A 21,593-nucleotide genomic window follows, 5' to 3' on the forward strand; every position below is an offset into this window, starting at 1 on the left:
TGACGAATGTTTGGGTTGCTGTCCCGGCGAAATTCTTCGTTTACTGAATATCTCCGTCGGAGAGCGTATCGCGCGTGCTGGCAAACGAACCCCAGAGTGCGCTGCTGCCTCCCACCGTACTGCTGGCAAACATGGATTTGGAATCCCAAAGCAGAGGGAATGCAGGAGATTGCGCGGTGCCCCAAGCTGCTGTTGCGCCCCAGAGTGTCGATCCTTCGAGCAGCACAGAGTCTCCCCAGACTGCGGTATGGCTCCACGCCTGGTTGGCTCCCCAAAGGCCAATGTACTTTTGAGAGCTCGCGCAGATAACGGGTCCCCATACCGTTCCTGATGAGCCGCCGCAGAGCACGCCATAGTTCGCTGTAATCTGCACCTTGGCGCTTGCCCCGTTGTAATAAGCGACCGGGGAAAGCGCTGCGGCTCCGGTGGGGGCGATCACTCGATTCTGGATGGCAGCTCCGAGATCCAGATAGCCGGCGCCAATGGTGAAGAGATCATACTGGCTGTCATAGTGGCGCGAGGGGTTTGTTGCGCTATTGCTGACCAATAGACGCGTCTGGGCCAATGTGTTGGTCAGCGTCGCGACGGCCTGAAGCGCATCGGCGAGGGCCGCCTGGGCATCCTCCAGTGTTTGCGTGACCGTCTTGACGTTGGTCTGAAGGGTGTTGAGTGTCTCATTCGCAAGAGTCTTCACCTGAAGCTTCGTGACGAGCGTGCTCTCTGCGTTGGACAGCACGGACAACGCGCTCTGCAGGATGCCGTTCGCAGTGTTTAGCGTTGCTTGGAGAGTTTGTGCGGTGAGACTCAAAGTTGCATAGGTGGTTTTGAGCAGATCGGCCTGCAATTGAGCCGTTGTCGCCAGTGTTGCGAGCCGAAGCTTCTCCAGTAAGGAGGAAGCGCTGGCGGCGGCTGCACTCGCTTTGTTGGCTGCATCCTGGGCGGTTTGCCAGTTGGAATAGGCTGCGTCTGCTTTCTGACGGGCAGCAGTGGCGTTCGCCTGGGCAACTGCGGCCGCACTTCGCAAAGGCGCCAGGGCATTGGTGGCTGCGCTGACTGCGTTTTGCGCTGTGGTGACTGCAGCATTTGCGACGTTTGCCGCGGTTTGGGCAACCGCAAGTTGCTGCACCAGTCCGTTCAGCTGCAAGAGGGTCTGATCCACTGTAAGCTGCAGCGCAGGGATCGTTTGGAGCGTATGGGTAAGCGCCGTTTGGAGCTTGGTGACTTTCAGCGAGTAATCCTGATAAAAGCTTCCGTAGCGCGGAAACTTTTTCGAAGCAGTCAACATCAGTCGCGCCTTCACCTGATCGGGAGTCAGGTTCGGTTCGAGTTGGAGCAGCAAGGCGATGGCGCCACTGGTTACGGCGCTCGCCATGCTGGTGCCGCTCAGTGTGATGTAGTTCGGTGAAGAACCCGGGCTGAAAGTACTGGCATCCACAAGGTTCTGAGGATAGGCCTTGGCAAGAGAGCTGCGGGATGACAAGGAGGCATCGATCAGGTTTCCGGGGGCGACAAGATCGGGTTTGGCGACATGATCGATTGCGGTCGGCCCTTTAGAGCTGTAGGTCGCGATCTCATCATCGTCACGGTAGGGCGTACCCGAACCGCGCATCGCACCCACAGTGATCACCCACGGACTATTGCCCGGCGATTGGATGGTGCCATAGCCGGCAACACTGTTGGTCTGGAGACGGCCTTCGTTCCCCGCGGCGACTACCACAACCAACCCAGCCGCCCAGGCCCGTTCCACCGCCTTGCACAACGGATCGCGCACAAAGCTGTCGGTGATATTGCGTCCGAGAGCGAGATTGAGAATTCGGATCTTGTACTGATCCCGCAGGCTGATGGCTCGGTCGATTGCCTCAATCACCGCGCTGTCGGAGCCATCCCCATTCCCATCGAGAACCTTCAGGTTCAGAATCGAGACTTGCGGCGCGATTCCCTGGATTGTGCGGAGCGCCTTGCCCGGACCAGAGTACACGCCGCTTCCTGCAATCGCACCCGCGATATGCGTGCCATGTCCATAGTCATCCGGCGCCACAGAGCGCAGAGGGTTCGCCACACCATTCACGGTGAGCGGTTGGAGGAAGTTTTCTGAATAGACGATCTGCGTGCTGACTTCTGCATTGCGGGAATGGATGCCGCTGTCGATGATTGCGACCCCGATCCCTTTGCCACTGCCGCCGAAACTCCAGGCGATGTTGGCGTTGATCGCCTGCGCGGCACGATCCATGCTCGCGTGTACCGTCCGGTCGGGCGCGATGAAGTCTACTTTCGGGTCCGTCCTGAGGGTTCTTAGTTGTGCGTGGCTGAGTCTTTGCGCTCGCGTTCCCCCATGTTTATAGACGACGATGTAGGCTTGGCTCTCCGGAGTGGTTTGCGCAAAGGCCAGGCAACAGGATGCGCATAAGGAAAGCAGAACTTTTACGAGGCAACGAGGTTCTCGGAGTACAGTTTGTGCGTTAAATATTTCGACCGGATGAAACATTTACAGATGTCCTTTGGTTCTAGGGGAGAGCACGTAGTCTGCCAAACAATAGGCGGGTAGAATACGATTTCCGCGACGAAATTTTGCATTGCATCGTAGAGCAATCAGACAAAATGGCGGATTCCGTCGGCTGGCAGCGTGACAGACTGTCTGGAATATCGGAACTTAGTCGAGTTGGCAATGCAACAGACGAGTGGCTTGCAGCAGTTGGCGGGTGTAGGCGTGACGCGGATTCTGGAGGATCTGCTCTGTCCTGTTGCACTCTACAATTTCCCCGCCCGACAAGACGGCGATCCGGTCGCAGAATGCGGTGGCCAGTGGAAGATCATGTGTGATCAGGAGGACTGAGGCGCCATACTCGTCTCTTACTGCGCGCAACAATTGTGCGGCCTCTGCGCTGTGAATCGGATCGAGCGCGCTTGTCGGCTCATCGGCGATCAAGAGCGGCGGTTGGTGCAGGAGGGTCATCGCAATCAGGACCCGTTGCGCCATTCCAACACTGAGTTGGCGCGACGGCAGGCGGACGAGCGCATCGTCGAGCGTCAGACCGACGCTGGCAAAGAGGGGTTCCGCTACCTGGCGCCACTCCCGCCTGCGCTGTGGCTCATGCACCCACCAGGCTTCTTCCAGATGTTGTCCAACGGTCATGGCCGGGCAGAGAGCCGATTGGGGATTCTGCAGGATGAGTCCGACTCTCCGGCCCCGGATCGCCTGCAGTTGCTTCTCCGGCAGACCGATCAGATTCTGGCCTTCCAGTTCGATGCGTCCACTAAGTCTGGCTTCAGCTCCGAGCAGTCCTAGGATTGCGAGCGCGCAACTGCTTTTCCCGGAGCCACTCTCTCCAATCAATCCGAGGATCTCGCCCCGCTCCAATTGCAGCCGGCATCCTCGAAGAATCGGCCGGCCGGTACCATAGGCGAGCGCAAAATCGGTATCGAGAAGGCGAGCGCTCATTGCGGATCGAGTGACAGCCACTCTGCATTCCAGAGGAGTTGCGGGCGTAGCACCACCGGCCGTATCCCTTGCACCCGGGACGCGACTGCGGCCATCGCATTGGGATGGACAAGGTAGAGAAAGGGTTGTTGGGTTGCGAGGATCTCCTGGATGCGCCACCATGCTTTCTTTCTTTTGGCCACATCCGGTTCTCCTGCCTGTGCTTGCAGGAGGCTATCGATCTCTGCCTCCCAAGGCGTGGCGGGAGTTTTCTGATTCGGGTTCCACTGGTGAGTGGCTGCGGAACTCATCAGGACATTCAGAAACTCATTCGGGTCTGGATTCCCAATGACCATGCCCAGCAGGCAGGCATCATAGTCGTAAGTCTTTGTGATCCTCTCGATCAGGGCAGGGAAGTCAAGGGTCACCGGCTTCAGCTTGACCCCGATGGCAAGCAGGTCTTGCTGGATCAGGGAAAGCATCCTCTCCCGATTCTTGTTCCCTGCATTAGTGAGAACCGTGAACTCGACGGGATGCTGCTCTGAATCATAAAGCGTGTCGCCTGTTTTCTGGAAGCCTGCCGCTCCCAGCAGGCTGAGGGCTTTGTGGGGATCGCCTGGCTGCGGCAGCAACGCTGGGTGAGCCCAAGCCCGATTCATGGGCGAGATTGGCCCAGTGGCTGGGGTGGCTTGTCCTTTGTAGACCACCTTGGCTAAATCCTCTCGATGGATTGCTGCTGAGATTCCTTGCCTGAATGCCGGGTTGGCATACCAGCTCTTCTTATAGGCCGGGAGCGGACTTTGAGGCACCTGATTGAACCACATTTGTTCTGAATCGAGGGAGGCTCCCAGCCCGCGGAGCGCCTGCGGTTGCTGTTCTTGGAGCCGCGTGTAGCGTTCCGCATCGAGACCCTGGATGAGATCGAGTTCTCCCCGGGAAAAACGAAGCAACTCCACTTCCCGGTTGCGTTGGATCTGCAGGCGAATCGCATCGAGATACGGGAGATTCCGTCCGGCTGCATCCTTCTTCCAATACCGTTCGTTCCGGCGCAGAAGGATCTGAGTGCCACTCTGCCATTCCGCAACCGTAAAAGGGCCGAGCCCGACCCGGTCTTGCACCGGAGCTGCTTCTTTCAGGATCGCAATGCTATCCCACCAGCGCTCCGGACTCGGCAAGGCCCGCTCAAAGCTGATGCTGACGCTCGCACCGGTTGCCGTACAACGGATCTTACCGCTGGCGGCCCGCAACGAATCTCCGAAGGGAGAATCGAGCGCCGGGTCAAGAATCCGCTGGATGCTGAAGCAGACGTCCGATGCCGCAAGTGCCGAGCCATCGCTGAACTTCAACCCGGGCCGCAAGAGAAAGCGGATCTCCTTCCCATCGGGACGGACCTTCCAGGAGGCCGCCAACTCGGCTTGTGGGCGCTGCGTCTGGCGATCGATCCGAATCAACACCCCATGTGTCAGATAGGCGACAAGTTCTGAGTCGGCCTCTGAAGCCAGATGCGGGTCCAGTGACTTGGGTTCTGAATGGATTGCCATTCTCAATTCGCCTCCACGGGCCGGATGGGGCAGTCCAGTCGCGAATGCCGTCAGCGCAGAGAGCACGATCAGGGAATAGAGCAGTCTCATTCATTCGTCTCCGAGGGAATCAGGAAGTAGATACAGCCGCAGACTGTTGTCAGTGCCAGCACCGGAATGAAGGCTGCCCACTCCAGTGGCCCATTGGCCAGGACAGCTCTTTCGACTTCGGCCAGCAGGTTTCCCCAGGTGGGTATGCTTTCCGCAACGCCCAAGCCCAGGATGCCGAGATTCGCTTCGGCCAATAAGTAGAACGGAACGAGCAGGGCGATTTGCGCCATTGCCAACGGCAGAAGCAGGGGAAGAATATGGTGCCGCCAGCGCCGCAACGCTGGAACTCCACGAGCTCTTGCTGCCTCGACATGAGGCGCGCGGAGAAGCGATTGCAGGCTGGCCTGGAGAACACGGGCTGGTCCAGCCCAGCCGAGGATGGCGAGAATCGTGGCGGTGGCAAAGAGCGTCAGGGTCTCGGATGCATCGAGCGGAATGGCCCCTCTCAGGATCAACAGTAAGAACATCCAGGGCAGGGTCAGCGTCAGATCTCCTGCGACGGCGATTCCGGAGCGAATGGCTTCGCCGCAATTCACAGCCAGGCTGGCGAGGGCCAGGGCGATCCCGACCGAGGCGATCGCGCAAAGGGGAGCAAGAAGTAGCGATACACGGCCCCCATATAAAAGCCGGGCGAAGCGATCTCGTCCGAGGGCATCCGTGCCGAGCCAGAAATGGGCGGAAGGCCTCTCCTCAATGTGGTCGCGGAACTGCTGCGCCGGTGGGTGCATCACGATCCAGCCCGCCGCCAGGCAGAGGAGATAGATGCTGACCAGCAGTGTGGCGGCGAGAATCTTCATGGTCTTCCCAGGGACTGGCTCGATCGCAAGCCGGCCGCGAGCACTGTGCCGGCGCATAAGAAGAGAAGTAAAGCGGTGAGCAAGGGGAGGTCTCGCGCGAGCGCAGCCTGCCAGGCGAGTTGGCCGAGTCCTGCCTGATCCGCAATGGCCTCCAAGGGGACCAGTGCGCTGAACGCCCAACTGAGACTCACTCCGGCCAATGCGCAGATCTCCTGGGCGGCTTGCCGGAGAATGCGCCTGCGCCAAAGGGACGCTCTGCCGAAGCCCTGCGCCCGCGCGAGCAGGACCGGTGGCGTTCCTTCCCTGCGGTCGGTCAGCTTCCGGGTCTGGAACAGGATGGGCGGAAAAAGAACTGCCGCCAGGGCCAATCCCACGGCCCACCAGGCACTCCAGCCCCAGGCAAGGCCCAATAAGGCGAGCACGGCGGCAGGAACACTTTGTAACAAGACGGCGAGGCTTTGTGCCAGCTTGGCAGGAAAGAGGCGAGGTGGAAAGTATGTGGCTGTAAGAGCGGAAAGCCAGGCAAGACTAAGCCCGAGTGTGACTGAGGCGAGTGTAACACCGCTACGCTCCTGCAGTAATGAGAGGACCGGTTTGCCAAAGTGCTGGGATTGGCCGAAGTGGAGTTGCGCCGTTTGTTGCAGCATTTGGAGGGCGTGTTTCACCGCGTTTCCCGTACTTTCCCGTTGTGCGCGAAGCCGTGCCCGCCCCTCTTCTGTCCGGTGTGGATCGAGGATCTCTTCCGGCGTTGAATAGCCTGGAGCCCAGCGCACGAGTAATGTTGTCAATAGGATACAGCCCGCAAGAGCTGCGGTGAGTCTGCCGGGCAGTCCTAGCCATGCACTGCGCATCCAGCCGCTTATCGGCTGCTTTGAGGAGGGGCATTAGAAACTACTCCCTCAATTTGAAAACCTTAGGTCGACTCAGGTGAAATATGTCCTTATTCTAGTATTCGGTACTGAATTGGTTCCCTGCGGAATGAGACTACTGTGTAAGTGTAGTGATTTAACTTAAAAATGCCAGAAGATAGATTCAGCTTTCTTGATCTTGATGTTGTTTTTGCAAACCAAGCGAGCAAGGACTTACTGAATAAAGCGAATCGTCTCGCTGAAATCGACTGTTCCGTATTGATTGATGGGGAGAGTGGTTCTGGCAAAGAGATTCTCGCCCGGGCGATCCACTGTGCCTCGAAGCGATCTGGAGGCCCTTGGGTCGATGTCAGTTGTGCGGCGTTGCCCGAGCAACTGGTGGAGAGCGAGCTGTTCGGCTATGAACGAGGCGCCTTTAGCGGAGCCGTTTCCCGCAAGGAAGGTTTGTTTGAGCTCGCCCAACGTGGCACTCTCTTTCTCGATGAAATTGGAGAATTGCCCCTTTTATTACAAGCAAAGCTACTTCGGGTTCTCGAATCGAATAGTTATTTTCGACTGGGTGGAACAAAGAAAATCAGTGCCGATGTTCGAGTGGTAGCGGCAACGAACCGCTCGTTACGCACGGAAGTAGAAAAGGGGAATTTCCGCGAAGACCTCTACCATCGGCTCGCCCAACTCCGCCTGCAGACCATCCCACTGCGAGAGCGCACGGACGATATTATGGCGATCGGACGATTCTTACTCAAGAAACAGAAGTGTTCTGTTGAGATTGCACCCGATGCTGAAGCGCTGTTGCGTGCCTACCCTTGGCCTGGAAACGTTCGCGAGCTTCGCAATTGCCTCCTGCAATCCTATGCCGCCTCTGAGGGAGGGATGGTGCAGGCACAGCATCTTCCCGAGGAAGTGCGAAAGTACCGTAGTTCCTCATATTCTCCGTCGGCCACGGGTGATCTGCTGCATTTGCTGCGCTCGACGGATGATCTGCCTTTGAGTGAGTCCATTGGGCTCTCGCTGTTGACCCCAATACAGCCCTTTGACTCTGCTCTGGCGGAAGAACTGCCGCCCGTCGGACGGATGGAGTGGATGGAGCGTAAGCTCATCCTGGAGACGCTGCGGGAGAATGGCGGCCACCAGGAGAAGACGGCCAATGTCCTTGGCATCTCAACCCGCACCTTAAGCCGGAAGCTGAAGGTCTATGAGTCCCAACAAATGAGGGGACAGAGGCGCAATGATCAGATTGGAGCGTGACCGCAGGTCGGAGTCTCGCCTGCACGCGAGTGGACAGGTGACCCTCGCCTCGGAATCGCCCTATCCGTTCTCGGTTGTTTGTGAGCTTGTGGATATCTCGCATGGCGGCTTCCGCGTCTTGCGGGATTATGCCCCGATCGAATGCGGGGCAAGCGTGCGTTTTTATGGGGATAGCGGCGCCGGAGTTGCTGTCTGCGGCTGGAACCGTTGCGTCGGAGACCGCTACCAGTCTGGTTTCTATGTCACCTCCCGAGGCTGAATCGTAATTTTTGCAATCGACGGAAACATTCCTCCACCTGTCTCGTATGAGGGGAATGCAGAGACGAGAATTGCTTGCGGGTGCGCTTGCGGCGCCGCTGATGGCCGCAACGTGGAGGAAGGGCCTTCCTCCAGCATTTGAGGCAGAGCTTTCCCGCATGATCCAAGTGGCCCCAGTTCCTGGAGTCGTCATCGGAGTGATCGAGGACGGCAAACCCTCCTGGATCAAGCCTTTTGGCATGCGGAATGTGGAAACCGCGGCGCCGGTCACGGCCGATACCATCTTTCACGCCGCCAGTCTCACCAAGCAGGTGCTCGCTTACGCAGCTTTTTCCTTACGAGATCAGGGGAAGCTTGATTTCGATCGCACGCTGGTGTCTTATGTCGATGACTTGAGCGATCCGAAAGCCCGTCAGGTGAAGATTCGTCATGTCCTAAGCCACAGCTCCGGTTTCCCAAACTGGCGTTTTGAGGCCGGCAAGCTGCTGGTCCCGGAATTCGAGCCTGGATCGAAGTGGCGCTACTCCGGGGAAGGTTTTGTCTATCTGCAGCGCATTCTCGAGAAAGTGACGGGTGAGGGGATTGCTGCCATCCTCGATCGACTCGTATTCCAACCCCTTCGCATGCCTTCGAGTGCCTTAGTCTGGAGCTCCCAATTCGCGGACCGCACCGCACTTCCCTACAATGGCCGCGGCGAGTTGTTGCAACATTGGGACAGGCGCCCTCGGGCCTTAGAGGAACTCGCCAGGAAGCGAGGCACCAGATTGCGGGACTGGAAATACGAGGAGTACCGTGCCGCCGCCAAGGAACTGGGCGATGCCGGACTGCCGTTTAGTCTGGCTCCGAACGGCGCCGCCAGTTTGGTGACAACTGCGGCAGACTACGGCCGCTTTCTGGCCAGCGCGATCCAGAATCGGGAGATTGGCAAGGAGCAGGTGGCGATGCGTGGGGGATTAGCCTGGGGGCTCGGATGGGGCATCGAACGCACCAAGGCCGCGAGTACCTCTGGCAGTGGGGGGACAATGGAGGCTTCAAGAATTTTGTGCTGGCAGAACCGGCAAAAGGCTGGGGAATCTATGTTTTCACCAATGGCGACTCGGGGGCGCGCGTCTACGACCGGATCGTGACCCATGCCACTGGCCATGACCATCCGGCGCTTTTCTGGATCTGAAGTCGCTCGGCTGGACATGATTTGGGGGATTCCCAGAGAATGAAGCCTTCTCCCATGATGTTTCGACCCTGCCCGGACCTTGAAATGGTATATGTGGATGCGTGCCTGTTTCTTTAAGTGGTGAACGTGTTTTGATTGTTGGCGCGTCGAGCGGCATTGGACGCTCTACCGCTTTGCTTTTTGCGCGCGACGGCGCAAAAGTGTATGCGAGCGCCCGGCGGGAAGACCGCTTGGCTGCCATGGCGGCGGAACTCGCTGGTGAGGGCCATCCGATTCATTTTGGAACCTCTGACGCCGGTAGCCATGAATCGATGGAGAAGCTTGCGGCCGACGCCACCCAGGCGCTGGGCGGCATCGACATCGTCATCTACGCGACTGGAACCAATACGCCAGATCGTGCGATGACCCGTCTGAATCGCACCATCTGGAATGAACTGATTGAAGTGAATCTCAATGGGGCCTTCTCCCTGACTGCTGCCCTCTTGCCGGCAATGCGCATGGCAGGCAAGGGCCACTTCATCTATGTTTCGTCGATCTCAGGGAAGCTGGCCGATGTTTCGGGCGCGGCCTACCAGGCCTCAAAGCGCGGCATGCTGGGTTTGGCTGCGGCGATCCGGCAGGAAGAGCGCGAGCACGGCATCAGAACCTGCGTGGTCTGTCCTGGACTGGTCGACACGGAGCTGATGGAGAAAAGACCCGTGAAACCAACGGCGGAAACGCTCGGAAAAGCGCTGCAGCCGGAAGATGTGGCGGAGTTGATTTATGGAATTGCCCGCTTGCACCCACGAGTTGCGGTTCCCGAAGTAGAAATCTTGCCGACAGTGCTCTAATGCTGAGGTAGAATTATAGAAGGGTGGGCGGGAGTAACTCAGTGGTAGAGTCTCAGCCTTCCAAGCTGCTGGTCGCCGGTTCGATCCCGGTCTCCCGCTCCAGATCCACCCTATTCCCCACCATCCAATACCTGACTCGCGTTCCTCGCCAGTTGTGTACGCACAAGTTGACAAGTGCATTGCGGGAGTCGGCGGGTAAGGAGAAGCGCGGTCCCATCTCGAAGCAACGAAACACTCATCCCCAGCCTGTACTCATCGAGGCCGCCAAGCTTGCACCTCGCTTCAACGAGACACTGAAGGCTGTTCACGAAAAGGAGCAAGCCAAAGGTCATGCCAATCGAGCCACCCTGGCGGTGGCACGCAAGCTCGTCGCCTATCTGCTGGCCGTGGATCGGGCTTACTTTGCAGAACTGAAGGCATCGAAACTGACCGTGACGGTGGGAAGTACCTAAGCCTCTTCGTCACTGCGGCGAACATCATGCCTGAGCTGATGTGCAGGTTCCCGCCAGACTCCACCTAAAGGGACTCGGCACCGAGTGAGAACCCGGATGCCGCTTCAGGCTGTTTCGGAGCTGGCGGGTCAAACTTCAACTCAATCTTCGGGACGACGCTCTTCGTCGATCCTGCAAATGGATGTCTGGTCACAGACCTGTTCTGTAGACACTTCGCATTCCTGACTTCCGCTCTGGCCTTAACTCCTCATCGCCTCATCCTACGAGGTGCAGCGAAACCTCCGTTTCCACTTGACTTTGACCTATCATGGATGGCCCCTTTTCCCGGTCGGCACAGCTCTCAGATAGAAGCCGTACACACAGCAAGGCCGCCCAGAAGGGACGGCCTTGCTGGCTGGTTCATTTGTATCCGTCCGAGCAACCCACCCTCAATCTGGACGGTTGCGTTTGACCCAGGCGGCAGGCGTTCTCTCAGCGACCTCTTTGACTTTGAGATCATTCAACCCTGGCAGAATTTCGGCCAGATAAGCACGGGCGGGCACGCCCATCCTGCGGCAAGACTCGATGACCGATAAGATCGCGGCCACCTTCGGTCCAGCCTTTTCACTGCCGACATGGATCCAGTTCTTACGCCCCAGCGCAATGCCCCGCATCGAGTTCTCCGCGATGTTGTTGGACAACTCTAACTCCGGGTGATCGAGGAAGCAGACTAACTTCGCCCAAAGCGTCAACGTATAAGACACCGCTTTGCCCAACGCACTGGCAGGCAACAGTTCGCGCTGCAGCCTCTTCAACTCCTCGCGCAGACTCCCCAACAACGGCGCTGACCTCTGCTGCCGCAAGCGATGCCGCTCCTCACAACTCAGCTCCCGCGCTTGTGCATCAATCGCGAACAGCTCATTCATCGCCGCCACCAGGCGTGCCGCAACAGCATCCTTCGGACTCAACTTCAAAGCTTCCACAAACTTCCGTCGCGCATGCGCCCAGCAAGCCGCACGCACCATCTTGACCCCGCCCACGCGCTCATAAGCCGCATAACCATCGGTCTGCAAAATCCCCTCAAACTGACTTAGAAACTTCTTCGGACCCTCGCGCCCTCGCCCCATCCGGAAGTCGAATACGGTCTCTTCTCCCGGCTTGCCATATTGCCATAAATAAGCCTGATGATTTGATCCCGTTCCATTGCTGACTTGTACATCGACTGGCGTTTCATCCGCCTGAATATAAGTTCCACTGAGTAAGTCGATCCGCATCCTTTCGACAACGGGCAGCAGCATCTCTCCGACCCGCATCACCCAGCCATCCATCGTCGCCCGGCTGATCTCAATCCCGGCTTCGCGCAACAGGATCGCGCTTTGCCGATACAGCGGCAAATGATCACTGTACTTCGAGACGACTGTATCGAGGATCACCCGATCACTCACCAGGCTCTTGTCCAGAATGCGAGCGGGAAGAGAGGACGTCTGTACACTCCCCGCGCAGCGTCCGCAGGCTCGCTTCTCGCGCTTGGTGACCAGCACAAAGTATCGTGCAGGCTCAAGATCCAGCTGTTCGCTTTCGTCGTAGCCAATCACTTTCGTCTCGGCCCCACAGTCCTTGCAGGCACATTCCTCAGGCTTGGCGCTCAGGATCCGTTCGACTCGCGGCAGACTGGCGGGCAGGCTCTGGCGACCGGGATGCTTGCCCGCAGACCGTGGCTTCTCGACAGGCATCTCGGAGGGCATGGCCTCTCGTGTGGACTCGGCGAGGACCTCGTCCTGGCTCACCCCGGGCTCGCCTTCGAGCAGCAGCAACTGCGCATCGTTCAGCTTCTCGCTGGAGGGGCCGTACTTGAGGATCCGCGCCAGTCGCAGCTTCTCTCGCAGCAGCTCGTTCTCGATCGTCAAGCGCTTTAACTCTCGCCTTAAATGGCCGAGATCGATGGCGTCGAGCCCTGCTGTGACTAACTGAGACATGTGTGCGTCTGTAAGTAACAGAATACTGCGGAGCGCTCCTTCTTGTCTTCCTTTTATCGTGTCTTTTTAAGCGACAAATGGCTTGGACAACCAGCCTCGGCGAGTCTTGGATCGGGTGAGGTCGATACCGTTCAGCAACATCGTCAGTTGTTCCTGGCGCATCGTGACACTGGCTCCTGCGGAGGTCTCTGGCCAGTGGAAGCGTCCCTTCTCCAGGCGCTTGGCGCACACCCAGAGTCCGCTCCCATCCCAGAACAGAATCTTGAGCCGGGTTCGCATCTTGTTGGCGAATAGAAACACATGTCCGCTCAACGGATCACGATCCAACTCGTCCCGCACCAGACCATGGAGCCCCTCGAAGCCTTTGCGCATGTCGGTGGCGCCGGTCGCCACATAGATCTTCGTCCCAGGCCCCAAGCCGAACACGGATCAACACCGTTCCAGGAGCGTCAGCAGACGTTCGAGACCAGCTTCGTCGAAGTTCGCGGCGATCTCCAATCGGCGGCCCGTCGCCAACACCAGGACGAAGTCGCTTGCGGCTGCCTTGTCCTCGGAGACCACTTCCACCGCGACCAGTTCTTGCTTTGGCTTGGCGCGATCGCGCCGCAGATAATAATCGAGAGTCGTCAGCGGGATCTCCTGTTCCCGGCAAAACTCCGCTCGGGACTGGCCACTGTCTCGGTACTTCCGCGCCACACCCAAGCCCGCATATCCTACCTGCCCACTCTTCATTGCTCCAGACAATCACGACGCGAAGCAGGAAGAAAGATGGGCTCGTCTGACGGATACGTTCATTTGCTTTTGGAGTACCAGATGCCAGTGTCGTAGTCGATCATGAGCCGAACCTCGCCATCCTTCACAACAGCCGGATAGCCAGCATGATCGAGCATAACCTGCGCCGGGTCGCCTCCTGTGAAGGTCCAGAAGCCCGTCTTCTCAGACTTGCCTTTGGTTGGCCCACCCTGCACGAGGTCGTACTTTCCGTCCTCCTGCAACATGAGCCGATCCCACTCGTGCTCGGACGCTTTACCCCCCGGGTCTTGGGACTTGTAGACATAGCTGCCAACCAAGACCTGCCGTGAAGCAGGAGGCTGGCTCGTACACCCACCTAAGAAGCAGGCTGTCAGCGTCAGTATTAACAACTGGACTCGCGGTCTCACGATCAGCGGCATGTCACACCTATTTGGATCGTCTGACGTATGTTGCCTCCCGGCACGGGGAAGGACCTGCGCTGATATTGTGGCCCGTGATCGTAGGTCAAAGACCTCAAGCTAGTTGTGTTTGTAACCGAGAGAACGCCCCCAGATATGCTCCACCTGAAAGAGCCGATGAATTGTGCCACAGGATTCCCACCCGCGACATAAGCTCCGCTTGCCCCAAACGTGTAGAGGCCGCTCGTCTGTCCAGTGAACATATATGCTCCCAGGGCTTCTGTTACGCCAGCCGATTGACCCATCACCGCTGAAATCGAAGTACCTGGGCCAAAGGTTTGATTGGTCGGCCCTAATCCAGAGGCAAATTGTGCGGTCAGCGCGGCTACTTGTGCAGTCGCCGCAGCATACTGTCCTGCGCTGGCTGGACCGGCTGAACAGTTCCTGCCATTATCTGGGGCCGCATCATTGCCAGGATCAGGATCCTCTGCGAGTAGAACCGGTGCTGTATGACTAGGATCATAGAAGGCGGGATTAAATGACGAAGGCTCATAACCCGGTTGTGGGCTGGGGGTTGGATCGACTGGAGCAGTTCCGGTCCCCGTAACGGTAAATACGGGATCATAACTAAACCAGAAATAAGCCCCTCCATTGTGAGACGCGCAACCATAGGCAACATCCGTCAAAAGATCGTAGCCGCCTTCGCAGGGATCCTCGGATAGTAACCCCTTAGGATCGTAAAGCAGGGCCGGGTTATTTGAGGCATAAGAATAGCCATGCCAGCTCTCCGGTCGACCGGAGTGAGAGCTGATGGAGGTACCAGGATCAACTGTCGTAAACCGCCCCAACCCACTCGCATACCAGCGCTGATCCGCATAGTCCAGTCCCGTCCCAGCATCCCTGGTATAAGTAGCAAACTGCTCCTTATCGTCCCCGGCTGCTCCGGTCTTCGACTCGCCATAAGGATAGAAGGCCGACCCATTGCCCTTCGATTGCAGTCGGTCGCTAGTGAACGCACTCACCGTCGTCACCCCATACTGGTAGATTCGTTTCCCCACCAGCCGCGCTCCAAAGTACACGTTCTCCTCATGGGCAGTAACCACCAATATATTTGGAATCGATGCATAGGACACACAATACACGCCCATCTTCTGCCCGCCAGGAGAATAGAAGATCAACTGATCACTCTGTCCTTCACCGCCTCCAGACTGAATATTTCCGTCATTATCTGCAGATTGACAGTTCGTCCGCCCGTTACTGCGCCAGATTCTACGATTGTCCGGCGCATACTTATAGTCTTCGCTTCCGCTCGGATAAGTTGCCGTTGCCAGCCGGTTCGAATAATCGTAATTCATGGTCATCGACCCGCCACCGTTGGGCATCTGAGTCATGTTTCCATTCGCATCGTAGGAGTAGCCGCTGGACGAAATTCGATTTGTGTTGCCGTTCACAAGCACCGTATTCACCGGCCCCGTTCCCTGCGTCACGCTCTGCGCCAGTCGGTTGCCGAAGCCGTCATAAGAAAACGAGAGACCCCACGAAGTATTATTGGTGGTGGCCGCGCTGATGAGCCTTTCGAGCTCGTCATATTGATAGGTCACATCCTCGCCCGTCAGCCAGTTCTTCTGCGACACAATCTTTCCATCGTTCGCTGTTGCACTGAACCGATACTCCACGTCAATAGAGCTGCCCTTCGTCATGCGCGTCATCTGTCCAAGCACATTATACTGCCGCGTTTCACTCACCCCAAGCTGTGTCAGCGCAGTGATCGCTCCAAACGCGTTGTAGCTCACCCCAGACACCACCGACTGCCAGGCAGGATTGTTATCCCAAATATTTCCCAGCTTGGTATCGACCGCATTCAGCCTGCCAAGCGTATCGAATCCATGCTGCACTTGACGCCGTCCGTAGAATTGACTTTCATAATGCTCCGGATAAGCAATCGATGTAATCTTACCCTCATTGTTATAGGTCCAGTTAGCGGTGAGATTAGCCGTATAGGTAGCACCGCTCCATGGTTTTCTCGTATAAGAAACTGTCTTTGCCATCACTCTGCCGGCAGTATTATAGGTGTAGGATTCCTCAAAACCCACAAGCGTTGTGTCCGTTGCTGAGACGGGACAAGCGACTTCATTGTTGCTTCCATCGACCGTCCAACTCCAACGGGTCTTTGTCAAGCGCCCATTGTTCGCCCCGCCACCCTCGTCATACTTATAATCAACGCGCTGGCAGCGATCTTCAGTCCATGTTCCGCCACTCTGTGTTGACTTTTTCGTTTGTGTCACCCGCTTATAACTGTCATAGACAAATTCACTTTTGATTCCCTTCGCGTCTGTCTTGGACTGTGCGGTTCCGTCGGCATTATAGACATAGCTGACCGTTCCATTCTCCGGATTCGTCGCGGAGAGGAGGCGGCTCTGCGTCGTGGTGTCGTAAGTAAAGCTGCGTGTCTGCGTGACCCCATCGCGCGGCATACTCACTCCAGTCAGCTTTCCGGTAATGTTATAGCTATAATTAGTCGTGTAGGTCCCGCTTCCCGGACGCGGCTCCGTCACCAGTGTCATCCGGCCCACCGCATCCATCTCATACTTCTTCCACTTCCCGCTCGGCGACGTCACCTTCACCGTATTTCCTTCATAGAGATAAGTCGTCGTACCAGAGTTGTTCGGCTGCGCGACACTCAAGGTTCGCCCCAATCCATCGTAAGTATAAGTAGTCCAGTAGACGGTGCCGCCCGGCGCATAGGGCAAGGAACTGCGCTTCAGCTTGCCCATTGGGGAACAGGCACAAGAGTCATACTCGGTTTCCACGATCGATTTTGTTCCGCTGGCATCGTACAGTTCAGTTTTGATCGGCCGGCCCACACCGTCATAGTATGTTTTAGTCGTGCGGCCGTTCGTTGTCGCGGTACTGAAAGCCGGACTGTTCGAGTAGTAGAATGTGGTACTAGCGCCGTCCGGACTCGTCGTCCCGGAGGGCCGAGCGTAAGAATCATACCCATAGCTAGCAGTGGTTCCGCTTCCGCTCTGTGTTTGCGTCAGCCCGAGAAATCCATTCCAGGAGAGAGATGTTCCCAAGGCGCTGTTGCCGTTCGGAGTCATCTGTGTCGGTACAACACTTCCAGAGCTGCCACCATACGTAATTGCCTGGGAGAATCCCTGACTATCTGACCCGCCAGTCGTCTGCCCCGCTTTGTTATACGATGCATAACGAAGCGTGTACCCGTCGTTGAATTGAGTTACCAATCCGCGATAAGGGTGGCCAGGGTCATCCCAAAGCCGGGAGCCGGAGGGAAGATCCGCCATCGTAAATCCGTTCCCCCAATAGCCATCGGCGTCAAATGACTGGGGATAGATTGTTACGCCATTCTCCGTCACGGTACAGCCGCCCGGCAAGTTCCGCAAGTAGCGCGTTGTATAGTTGAGATCACCGCCTCGAACACAGGTAGTGGTGCGCATCGCAGTCGACAAGCTGTTATACCCGTAAAGAGTCGAATTGGTTAGATTCCCATACTCATCAATGGTCTGTGTTGTTTTTGATTGCTTCTGGTAAGTCTGGCCCTGATCCGTAGTAGAAAGGCTCTCGCTCACATAGGTGTTCGAGCTTGCCGATTGCGCCCAAGTTGACTCGCTCTTCGATTTCGTCAGCCAGCTTCCGCCGGAATTATCCTGCTCCTCATAAACGGTCTGCAAGCCAATCTTAAAGTCGTTGCTGGTGGCAAAGCTCCAAATGCGCTTGCCCACGCCGCCCGGGTCACTCAGCGTTGTCTGAGAATGCATCTTCAGGCTGGAATCTCCGCCCGGATGCGTGAAGGGATAGTTCACCGGCGTCGCACCCGACACCTTCAGAAAGTCCCGGCTCGTCACCACACGAATCCGCATCGAGCTCGCAAAATTCTGTGTTCCATAGTTCCAGCGTAGTTCGCCACCATAGGGATAAATCACCTTCGTCAATTCGCCGGAGCTATTCGATTCAAAGCTATGAGCCAGATTCACACCATTCTGCGTCAATGAAGCAAGCTTGACAAAAGAACCCTTGGCGGTACTCCCGAACGGTTCATATAAGGTAGCGGAGGCGGAGTAAGTAAAGGTATAAGCCTCGCCCGTAGAGATCGTATTGGCGATCCCAGTGAGATGCGGAATCGAATCGCTATTATAAGTAAATCGATAGGTCTGATAGCTATTGGGAGCGGTGGACCGAATATCATCGATGAAATCAATACGGGCGCTGGTGTTTGCCGTACCGCCACCGATCTGCGGTTTGTACTGGATCTTGACGTAGTTGCCATGACGGTCATAGATTTTCGTGGGATAGCGAGTGCCGGCATCTTGTTCCGACGCACCGCTGACGCTGTCCAGTTGCCAATAGTCGCCGCTCTTGAAATAGAGCCTCTGCGCGTTCGAGTCATACCAAAGATAAACGCTTTCCTTGGAACTCCAGACCCCGCTATTGTTGACATCGAGTTTGTATTCTGCACCAGTAGCATCAGTAAATAAATAATAAGAAAAGGAAGTAGGAGTCGCCCACACGGGAGAGATGCTTCCCACCATCAACCGCCATCCGAACCCATAGCCAACATCGCCTCCCGGCTGCCACACCGCGCCGTCATAACGCCAGTTCTGTGAATTATAAGAAATCCCTACAGGAACCGAAGCGTTGCGGGCTCGCGCCGACAGCAGAGGCAAGGAAAAGTTCAGGTTCATGCTGCGCGTGTCAATCTGCTCGCCCATGCCGCCCCAGTAACTACCCAACCCATGGACACCCACACGCCGGGAATCATCCCAGATCCCGCTGTTACTTGGCGCAATTGAGACCGACTTCGTCGTTACGCTCGCAAAGTTTCGATGGCCATCGTAGGCCTTAATGCCAACATTGAAAACTTCACCAGGTCCTGCCGCCATGGTCCAGGTGGTGCCGCCGGTTTCGCCAAGATAGGTGGACCCCTTGTAGACCTCATACCGCACTCTCCCAATGCCATTCACATTGTCGCTGGCTGCACCCCACTGCACACTGAGAGTACCGGCGCTGTAACTGGTAACAATCGTCGCCGCATTCACCGCAGAGGGGGCGGTGGAATCTGTGGGTCCTAGTCCAACCCAGCTAAGGACACTTGGATCCGGGGCGTCGAATCCTCCAAGTCCAGGAGTATTATCATTAATATCTACGTAGTAGGTGCTCCCGCCCCATACAATATTGATTCCCCTCGTTCCAGCAGGGACATTATAGTCTGCAGCGCGAAAGCTAGCAGCAAAAGTCATTCCCGTCGTTGGGTTCGTCACGATCCACGAACCAAGAAAAGTCGTTGCGCTGTTTACGGACTTTTCTAAGTTGAGATAAGTGGTGATAGCAGTACGGGGCGGATTCGCTGTACTCATTGCTGTGAGCCGATAATAGGAGGGGGCCAACTCAGAGGAGTTTCCCGTTGGATACACCATTTTATAACCGAGAGTAATCGATGCATAGAATAGACCTGGATCATTCAGTGTGGGAACGGTTCCGATGATTGCTTTCACCTCTGTATTGCCGCTCGGGCAAGAGCTAGTGGGCGAATAGCCAAGCCCTCCAGACCGATAGGTCCACAGCGTGCTGTTGATCGGTGCTGTGTCGGTAACACAGTACGAGTACTGACCCAAAAGAGAGAGGGATGCGCCAAGAAGCGCGAGGGCAAGTTTGATCTTCATGGTCGTGCTCTAGTTCCCCGCCACCCGCAACTGAGACCAGTCAAAGTCTTTCTTCACCTTGACCAGATCCGACTTTGCCTGCTCCAAAGAGAGCCGCCCCTCAACGATGGCCTGCTTTTCGATCACTCGAACCGTAGGGTCTTTCCGCATCTCCGCAAATGCGAGCCGGTCATTGGCAACAAACTCCACAATGGCAGTCTTCCCGTCATCGCCGGCCACCCAGCCGAACGCAGTGATCGTCTTCTTTGCTTCGACTTCCCGTTCTTCTTCGGACAAAGTCCGAAGCTTCATCTCCGCCGCCTGCAGTTGCTTCGACGAGGGAGGCACAGGCGCGTACTTAGGCCTGATGGGATCCTCTGCTTTTCCTGTCCCAACTAACTCGACAATGACGATAATTCGCTCCCCAAGCGATTCAACAGGCACCTTTCTCATCTGGGAAAGCCCTGGCAATGTTGTGAACAAAAAAAGGAAAAGCCAGCAAAGGCTCGTGCGTCGCATTTTTATGATTATCGATGTACGCTAGATGCTAGTCAATGAAAATGGAGGCTACAGTGATGAAGCTATGTATATGTTTGATAGCGTCCGCTGCATAATTAACAACTGAATACAGGAAAATAAAGTAGTAAATGCGCAGCGAGCCAATTTGGGAGTTCTCAATCCTCGATCAGGACGGACCGTCTTACTGATTGTGGGACGTTCCTCAGCGGACAGAATATTCTAAGTACATTGGTGAATCACAGCGATCAATCTGCCATGGAAGCGTGAGGAATGGGGGGAGACGAACTGTTCGGAGTTGCCGTGTGATGGGGTGACGTAGGGGGACTGCTAGAACCGGCAACGCACGACGTCAGCCGGAGGACGCCGATCCATACTTGGATCGCGACAGATGGGGCTGTCTCGAATGCTTGCACGGTCAATTGCAAAGACCCCATGAGGCTGATCCTGAATGCCAAGCGTATCGCCAACCCGTTGTGATCGATTACAGCGGTTCGTTTTGTTGTCCTAATTACATCAAGAAGGCCATCAAAGAGAGGAACGGCGGTTGAGGATGATGATATACCAGCCTGGAATCCCAGTCCTTCTACACTCCAGTCACAGATTTTCAAAAATATTTTTCGCTGATTCTAAGGTACTTAACCCTGCGCGACCCTCAGAAGCCGTACACCACTCCTGCATACTCAATCCAGGCCGTGATCAGCAACTCCGGCGCAGCTCTTCGACAATTGAATCGTCAAACAGACAGACTACTGCCACCGAACGGCAGTCCATCCAAAGGGGAAAATCACCCGAAAACATCAAAAACGAAGGAACGAACCTACGGAGGACTGATCTCCATTATTTTCAATCGGATGGACTGCCGTTTTCGGCCGTAAAAATGCCGTGAATCCGTACATGATCCTTAAATCCAGTAGGCTGACGCCGAAGCGTGAGTAGCACCCCGCGCCGGAAGATGGAACGCTTACTGTTCGAAGCTCAGCGTCGCGGTGCCGGCGGCGCCGGTATAGATCAGTTCGATGTTGCGGATGGAGCTATCCTTGCCTCGGTAGGGAAAGAAGATCAGGCCAGCCTGGGGCAGCGCGCGGTCCCCTTCCGGAAGTGCCACCTTCTGGGCGCGTTGTTCCATGGCCCGGCGTAGCGGGAAGGGCATTTTCGGCGGATCGGGTTTGGGCGCGCCCTGGTTACCACCCGTGTTAATGCCGCCCTTTGACCCCTTTTCTTCCGTCGATGGAGGAACCCACTCAGGATCCTTCAACGACTTCAAGGCCAGTCCATAGGGCTGACTCGGCGTCGGCATCTTCTTCCCGTTGATCCGGATCGAGAAGTCTTCTGCCGCAATCTTGAGCCGCGCTTCTGGCGGACCGTAGAAGGCAACCTCCACTACCACAAAATCCTCTGTGGTCAATGGTCCCTGCGGCGTCGGAACCGCATGCGCCACAAAGTCAGCGGCAATCGTGACATTGCCTGCCACTGCCTTGGCCTGATAATCGGCCGGAGCCGATCGCGGCGGGATGCCTTGGCCTTCGCTGGGTGGCGTCTGGGCGCATAGGCTTAGGCTGGACAGAATGCCAACGGTAATCGCGCGGCGTCGTGACAAAAAGGAGATTCGCATTCCTCGTATGACCTTATCATGC

At 56.6% G+C, this 21,593-nt stretch carries 17 protein-coding genes and 1 tRNA gene; 6 read left to right on the forward strand and 12 right to left on the reverse strand.

What is annotated here, in order from left to right; genetic code table 11:
- Positions 1–40 precede the first annotated feature (40 nt).
- The 5 genes from M017_RS28105 to M017_RS0121280 form a co-directional block, all read right to left on the reverse strand.
- A complete protein-coding gene (locus tag M017_RS28105; protein WP_051670694.1) occupies positions 41–2,230 on the reverse strand; it encodes a S8 family serine peptidase in 2,190 nt (729 codons plus the stop codon).
- A gap of 420 nt (positions 2,231–2,650) precedes the next feature.
- Positions 2,651–3,439 carry an ATP-binding cassette domain-containing protein gene (locus M017_RS0121265; RefSeq protein ID WP_035958749.1) on the reverse strand — a complete coding sequence of 263 codons (789 nt, stop codon included), beginning with the start codon at positions 3,437–3,439 and terminating at the stop codon, positions 2,651–2,653.
- The gene (locus tag M017_RS0121270) at positions 3,436–5,049 is read right to left on the reverse strand and encodes an ABC transporter substrate-binding protein (RefSeq protein ID WP_031500208.1); all 1,614 of its coding nucleotides are present in this window, start codon (positions 5,047–5,049) and stop codon (positions 3,436–3,438) included. The genes M017_RS0121265 and M017_RS0121270 overlap by 4 nt, the downstream gene beginning before the upstream one ends.
- Positions 5,046–5,846 (reverse strand): ABC transporter permease, encoded by an 801-nt coding sequence (locus M017_RS0121275; RefSeq protein ID WP_031500209.1) that lies wholly within the window; start codon positions 5,844–5,846, stop codon positions 5,046–5,048. Before M017_RS0121275 ends, M017_RS0121270 begins: the two co-directional genes overlap by 4 nt.
- Positions 5,843–6,619: an ABC transporter permease subunit gene (locus M017_RS0121280; RefSeq protein WP_238325993.1), complete on the reverse strand. Its 777-nt coding sequence runs from the start codon at positions 6,617–6,619 to the stop codon at positions 5,843–5,845. Before M017_RS0121280 ends, M017_RS0121275 begins: the two co-directional genes overlap by 4 nt.
- A 243-nt stretch (positions 6,620–6,862) precedes the next feature.
- On the opposite strand from M017_RS0121280, the gene M017_RS0121285 reads away from it, so the two are divergent.
- From M017_RS0121285 to M017_RS0121310, 6 genes are all read left to right on the forward strand, one after another.
- On the forward strand, positions 6,863–7,963 hold the full coding sequence (locus M017_RS0121285; RefSeq protein WP_051670695.1) for a sigma 54-interacting transcriptional regulator: 1,101 nt from the start codon (positions 6,863–6,865) through the stop codon (positions 7,961–7,963).
- Positions 7,944–8,222 carry a PilZ domain-containing protein gene (locus M017_RS0121290; RefSeq protein ID WP_155121547.1) on the forward strand — a complete coding sequence of 93 codons (279 nt, stop codon included), beginning with the start codon at positions 7,944–7,946 and terminating at the stop codon, positions 8,220–8,222. Before M017_RS0121285 ends, M017_RS0121290 begins: the two co-directional genes overlap by 20 nt.
- A gap of 55 nt (positions 8,223–8,277) precedes the next feature.
- The gene (locus M017_RS0121295; protein WP_031500213.1) at positions 8,278–9,348 is read left to right on the forward strand and encodes a serine hydrolase domain-containing protein; all 1,071 of its coding nucleotides are present in this window, start codon (positions 8,278–8,280) and stop codon (positions 9,346–9,348) included.
- A 175-nt stretch (positions 9,349–9,523) separates the two neighbouring features.
- The gene (locus M017_RS0121300) at positions 9,524–10,222 is read left to right on the forward strand and encodes an SDR family oxidoreductase (RefSeq protein WP_238325994.1); all 699 of its coding nucleotides are present in this window, start codon (positions 9,524–9,526) and stop codon (positions 10,220–10,222) included.
- Positions 10,223–10,249: 27 nt separating this feature from the next.
- Positions 10,250–10,324, forward strand: a tRNA-Gly gene (locus M017_RS0121305).
- Positions 10,325–10,389: 65 nt separating this feature from the next.
- Entirely contained in the window at positions 10,390–10,674 is a 285-nt protein-coding gene (locus M017_RS0121310) for a transposase (RefSeq protein WP_238325995.1), read from the forward strand.
- 428 nt (positions 10,675–11,102) lie between these two features.
- Here the strand turns inward: M017_RS0121310 and tnpC are convergent, their stop codons facing one another.
- The 7 genes from tnpC to M017_RS0121345 all read right to left on the reverse strand — a co-directional run bounded on the left by tnpC (position 11,103) and on the right by M017_RS0121345 (position 21,571).
- On the reverse strand, positions 11,103–12,629 hold the full coding sequence (gene tnpC / locus M017_RS0121315) for an IS66 family transposase (RefSeq protein ID WP_080508069.1): 1,527 nt from the start codon (positions 12,627–12,629) through the stop codon (positions 11,103–11,105).
- Between the two features lie 66 nt (positions 12,630–12,695).
- Positions 12,696–13,055: an IS66 family insertion sequence element accessory protein TnpB gene (gene tnpB / locus M017_RS0121320; protein WP_031495397.1), complete on the reverse strand. Its 360-nt coding sequence runs from the start codon at positions 13,053–13,055 to the stop codon at positions 12,696–12,698.
- 3 nt (positions 13,056–13,058) lie between these two features.
- Positions 13,059–13,361, reverse strand: a complete 303-nt coding sequence (gene tnpA / locus M017_RS0121325) for an IS66 family insertion sequence element accessory protein TnpA (RefSeq protein ID WP_031500219.1) — start codon at positions 13,359–13,361, stop codon at positions 13,059–13,061.
- A 59-nt stretch (positions 13,362–13,420) separates the two neighbouring features.
- Positions 13,421–13,627: a hypothetical protein gene (locus M017_RS29490; RefSeq protein ID WP_155121548.1), complete on the reverse strand. Its 207-nt coding sequence runs from the start codon at positions 13,625–13,627 to the stop codon at positions 13,421–13,423.
- A gap of 164 nt (positions 13,628–13,791) precedes the next feature.
- Positions 13,792–18,837, reverse strand: a complete 5,046-nt coding sequence (locus M017_RS0121335) for an RHS repeat-associated core domain-containing protein (RefSeq protein ID WP_162180005.1) — start codon at positions 18,835–18,837, stop codon at positions 13,792–13,794.
- A gap of 633 nt (positions 18,838–19,470) precedes the next feature.
- On the reverse strand, positions 19,471–19,893 hold the full coding sequence (locus M017_RS0121340) for a hypothetical protein (protein WP_155121549.1): 423 nt from the start codon (positions 19,891–19,893) through the stop codon (positions 19,471–19,473).
- Positions 19,894–20,920: 1,027 nt separating this feature from the next.
- Positions 20,921–21,571: a hypothetical protein gene (locus tag M017_RS0121345; RefSeq protein ID WP_031500224.1), complete on the reverse strand. Its 651-nt coding sequence runs from the start codon at positions 21,569–21,571 to the stop codon at positions 20,921–20,923.
- Between the last annotated feature and the right edge of the window lie 22 nt (positions 21,572–21,593).

Origin of the sequence: Bryobacter aggregatus MPL3 (assembly GCF_000702445.1) — a bacterium.
Classification (GTDB): Bacteria; Acidobacteriota; Terriglobia; order Bryobacterales; family Bryobacteraceae; genus Bryobacter; species Bryobacter aggregatus.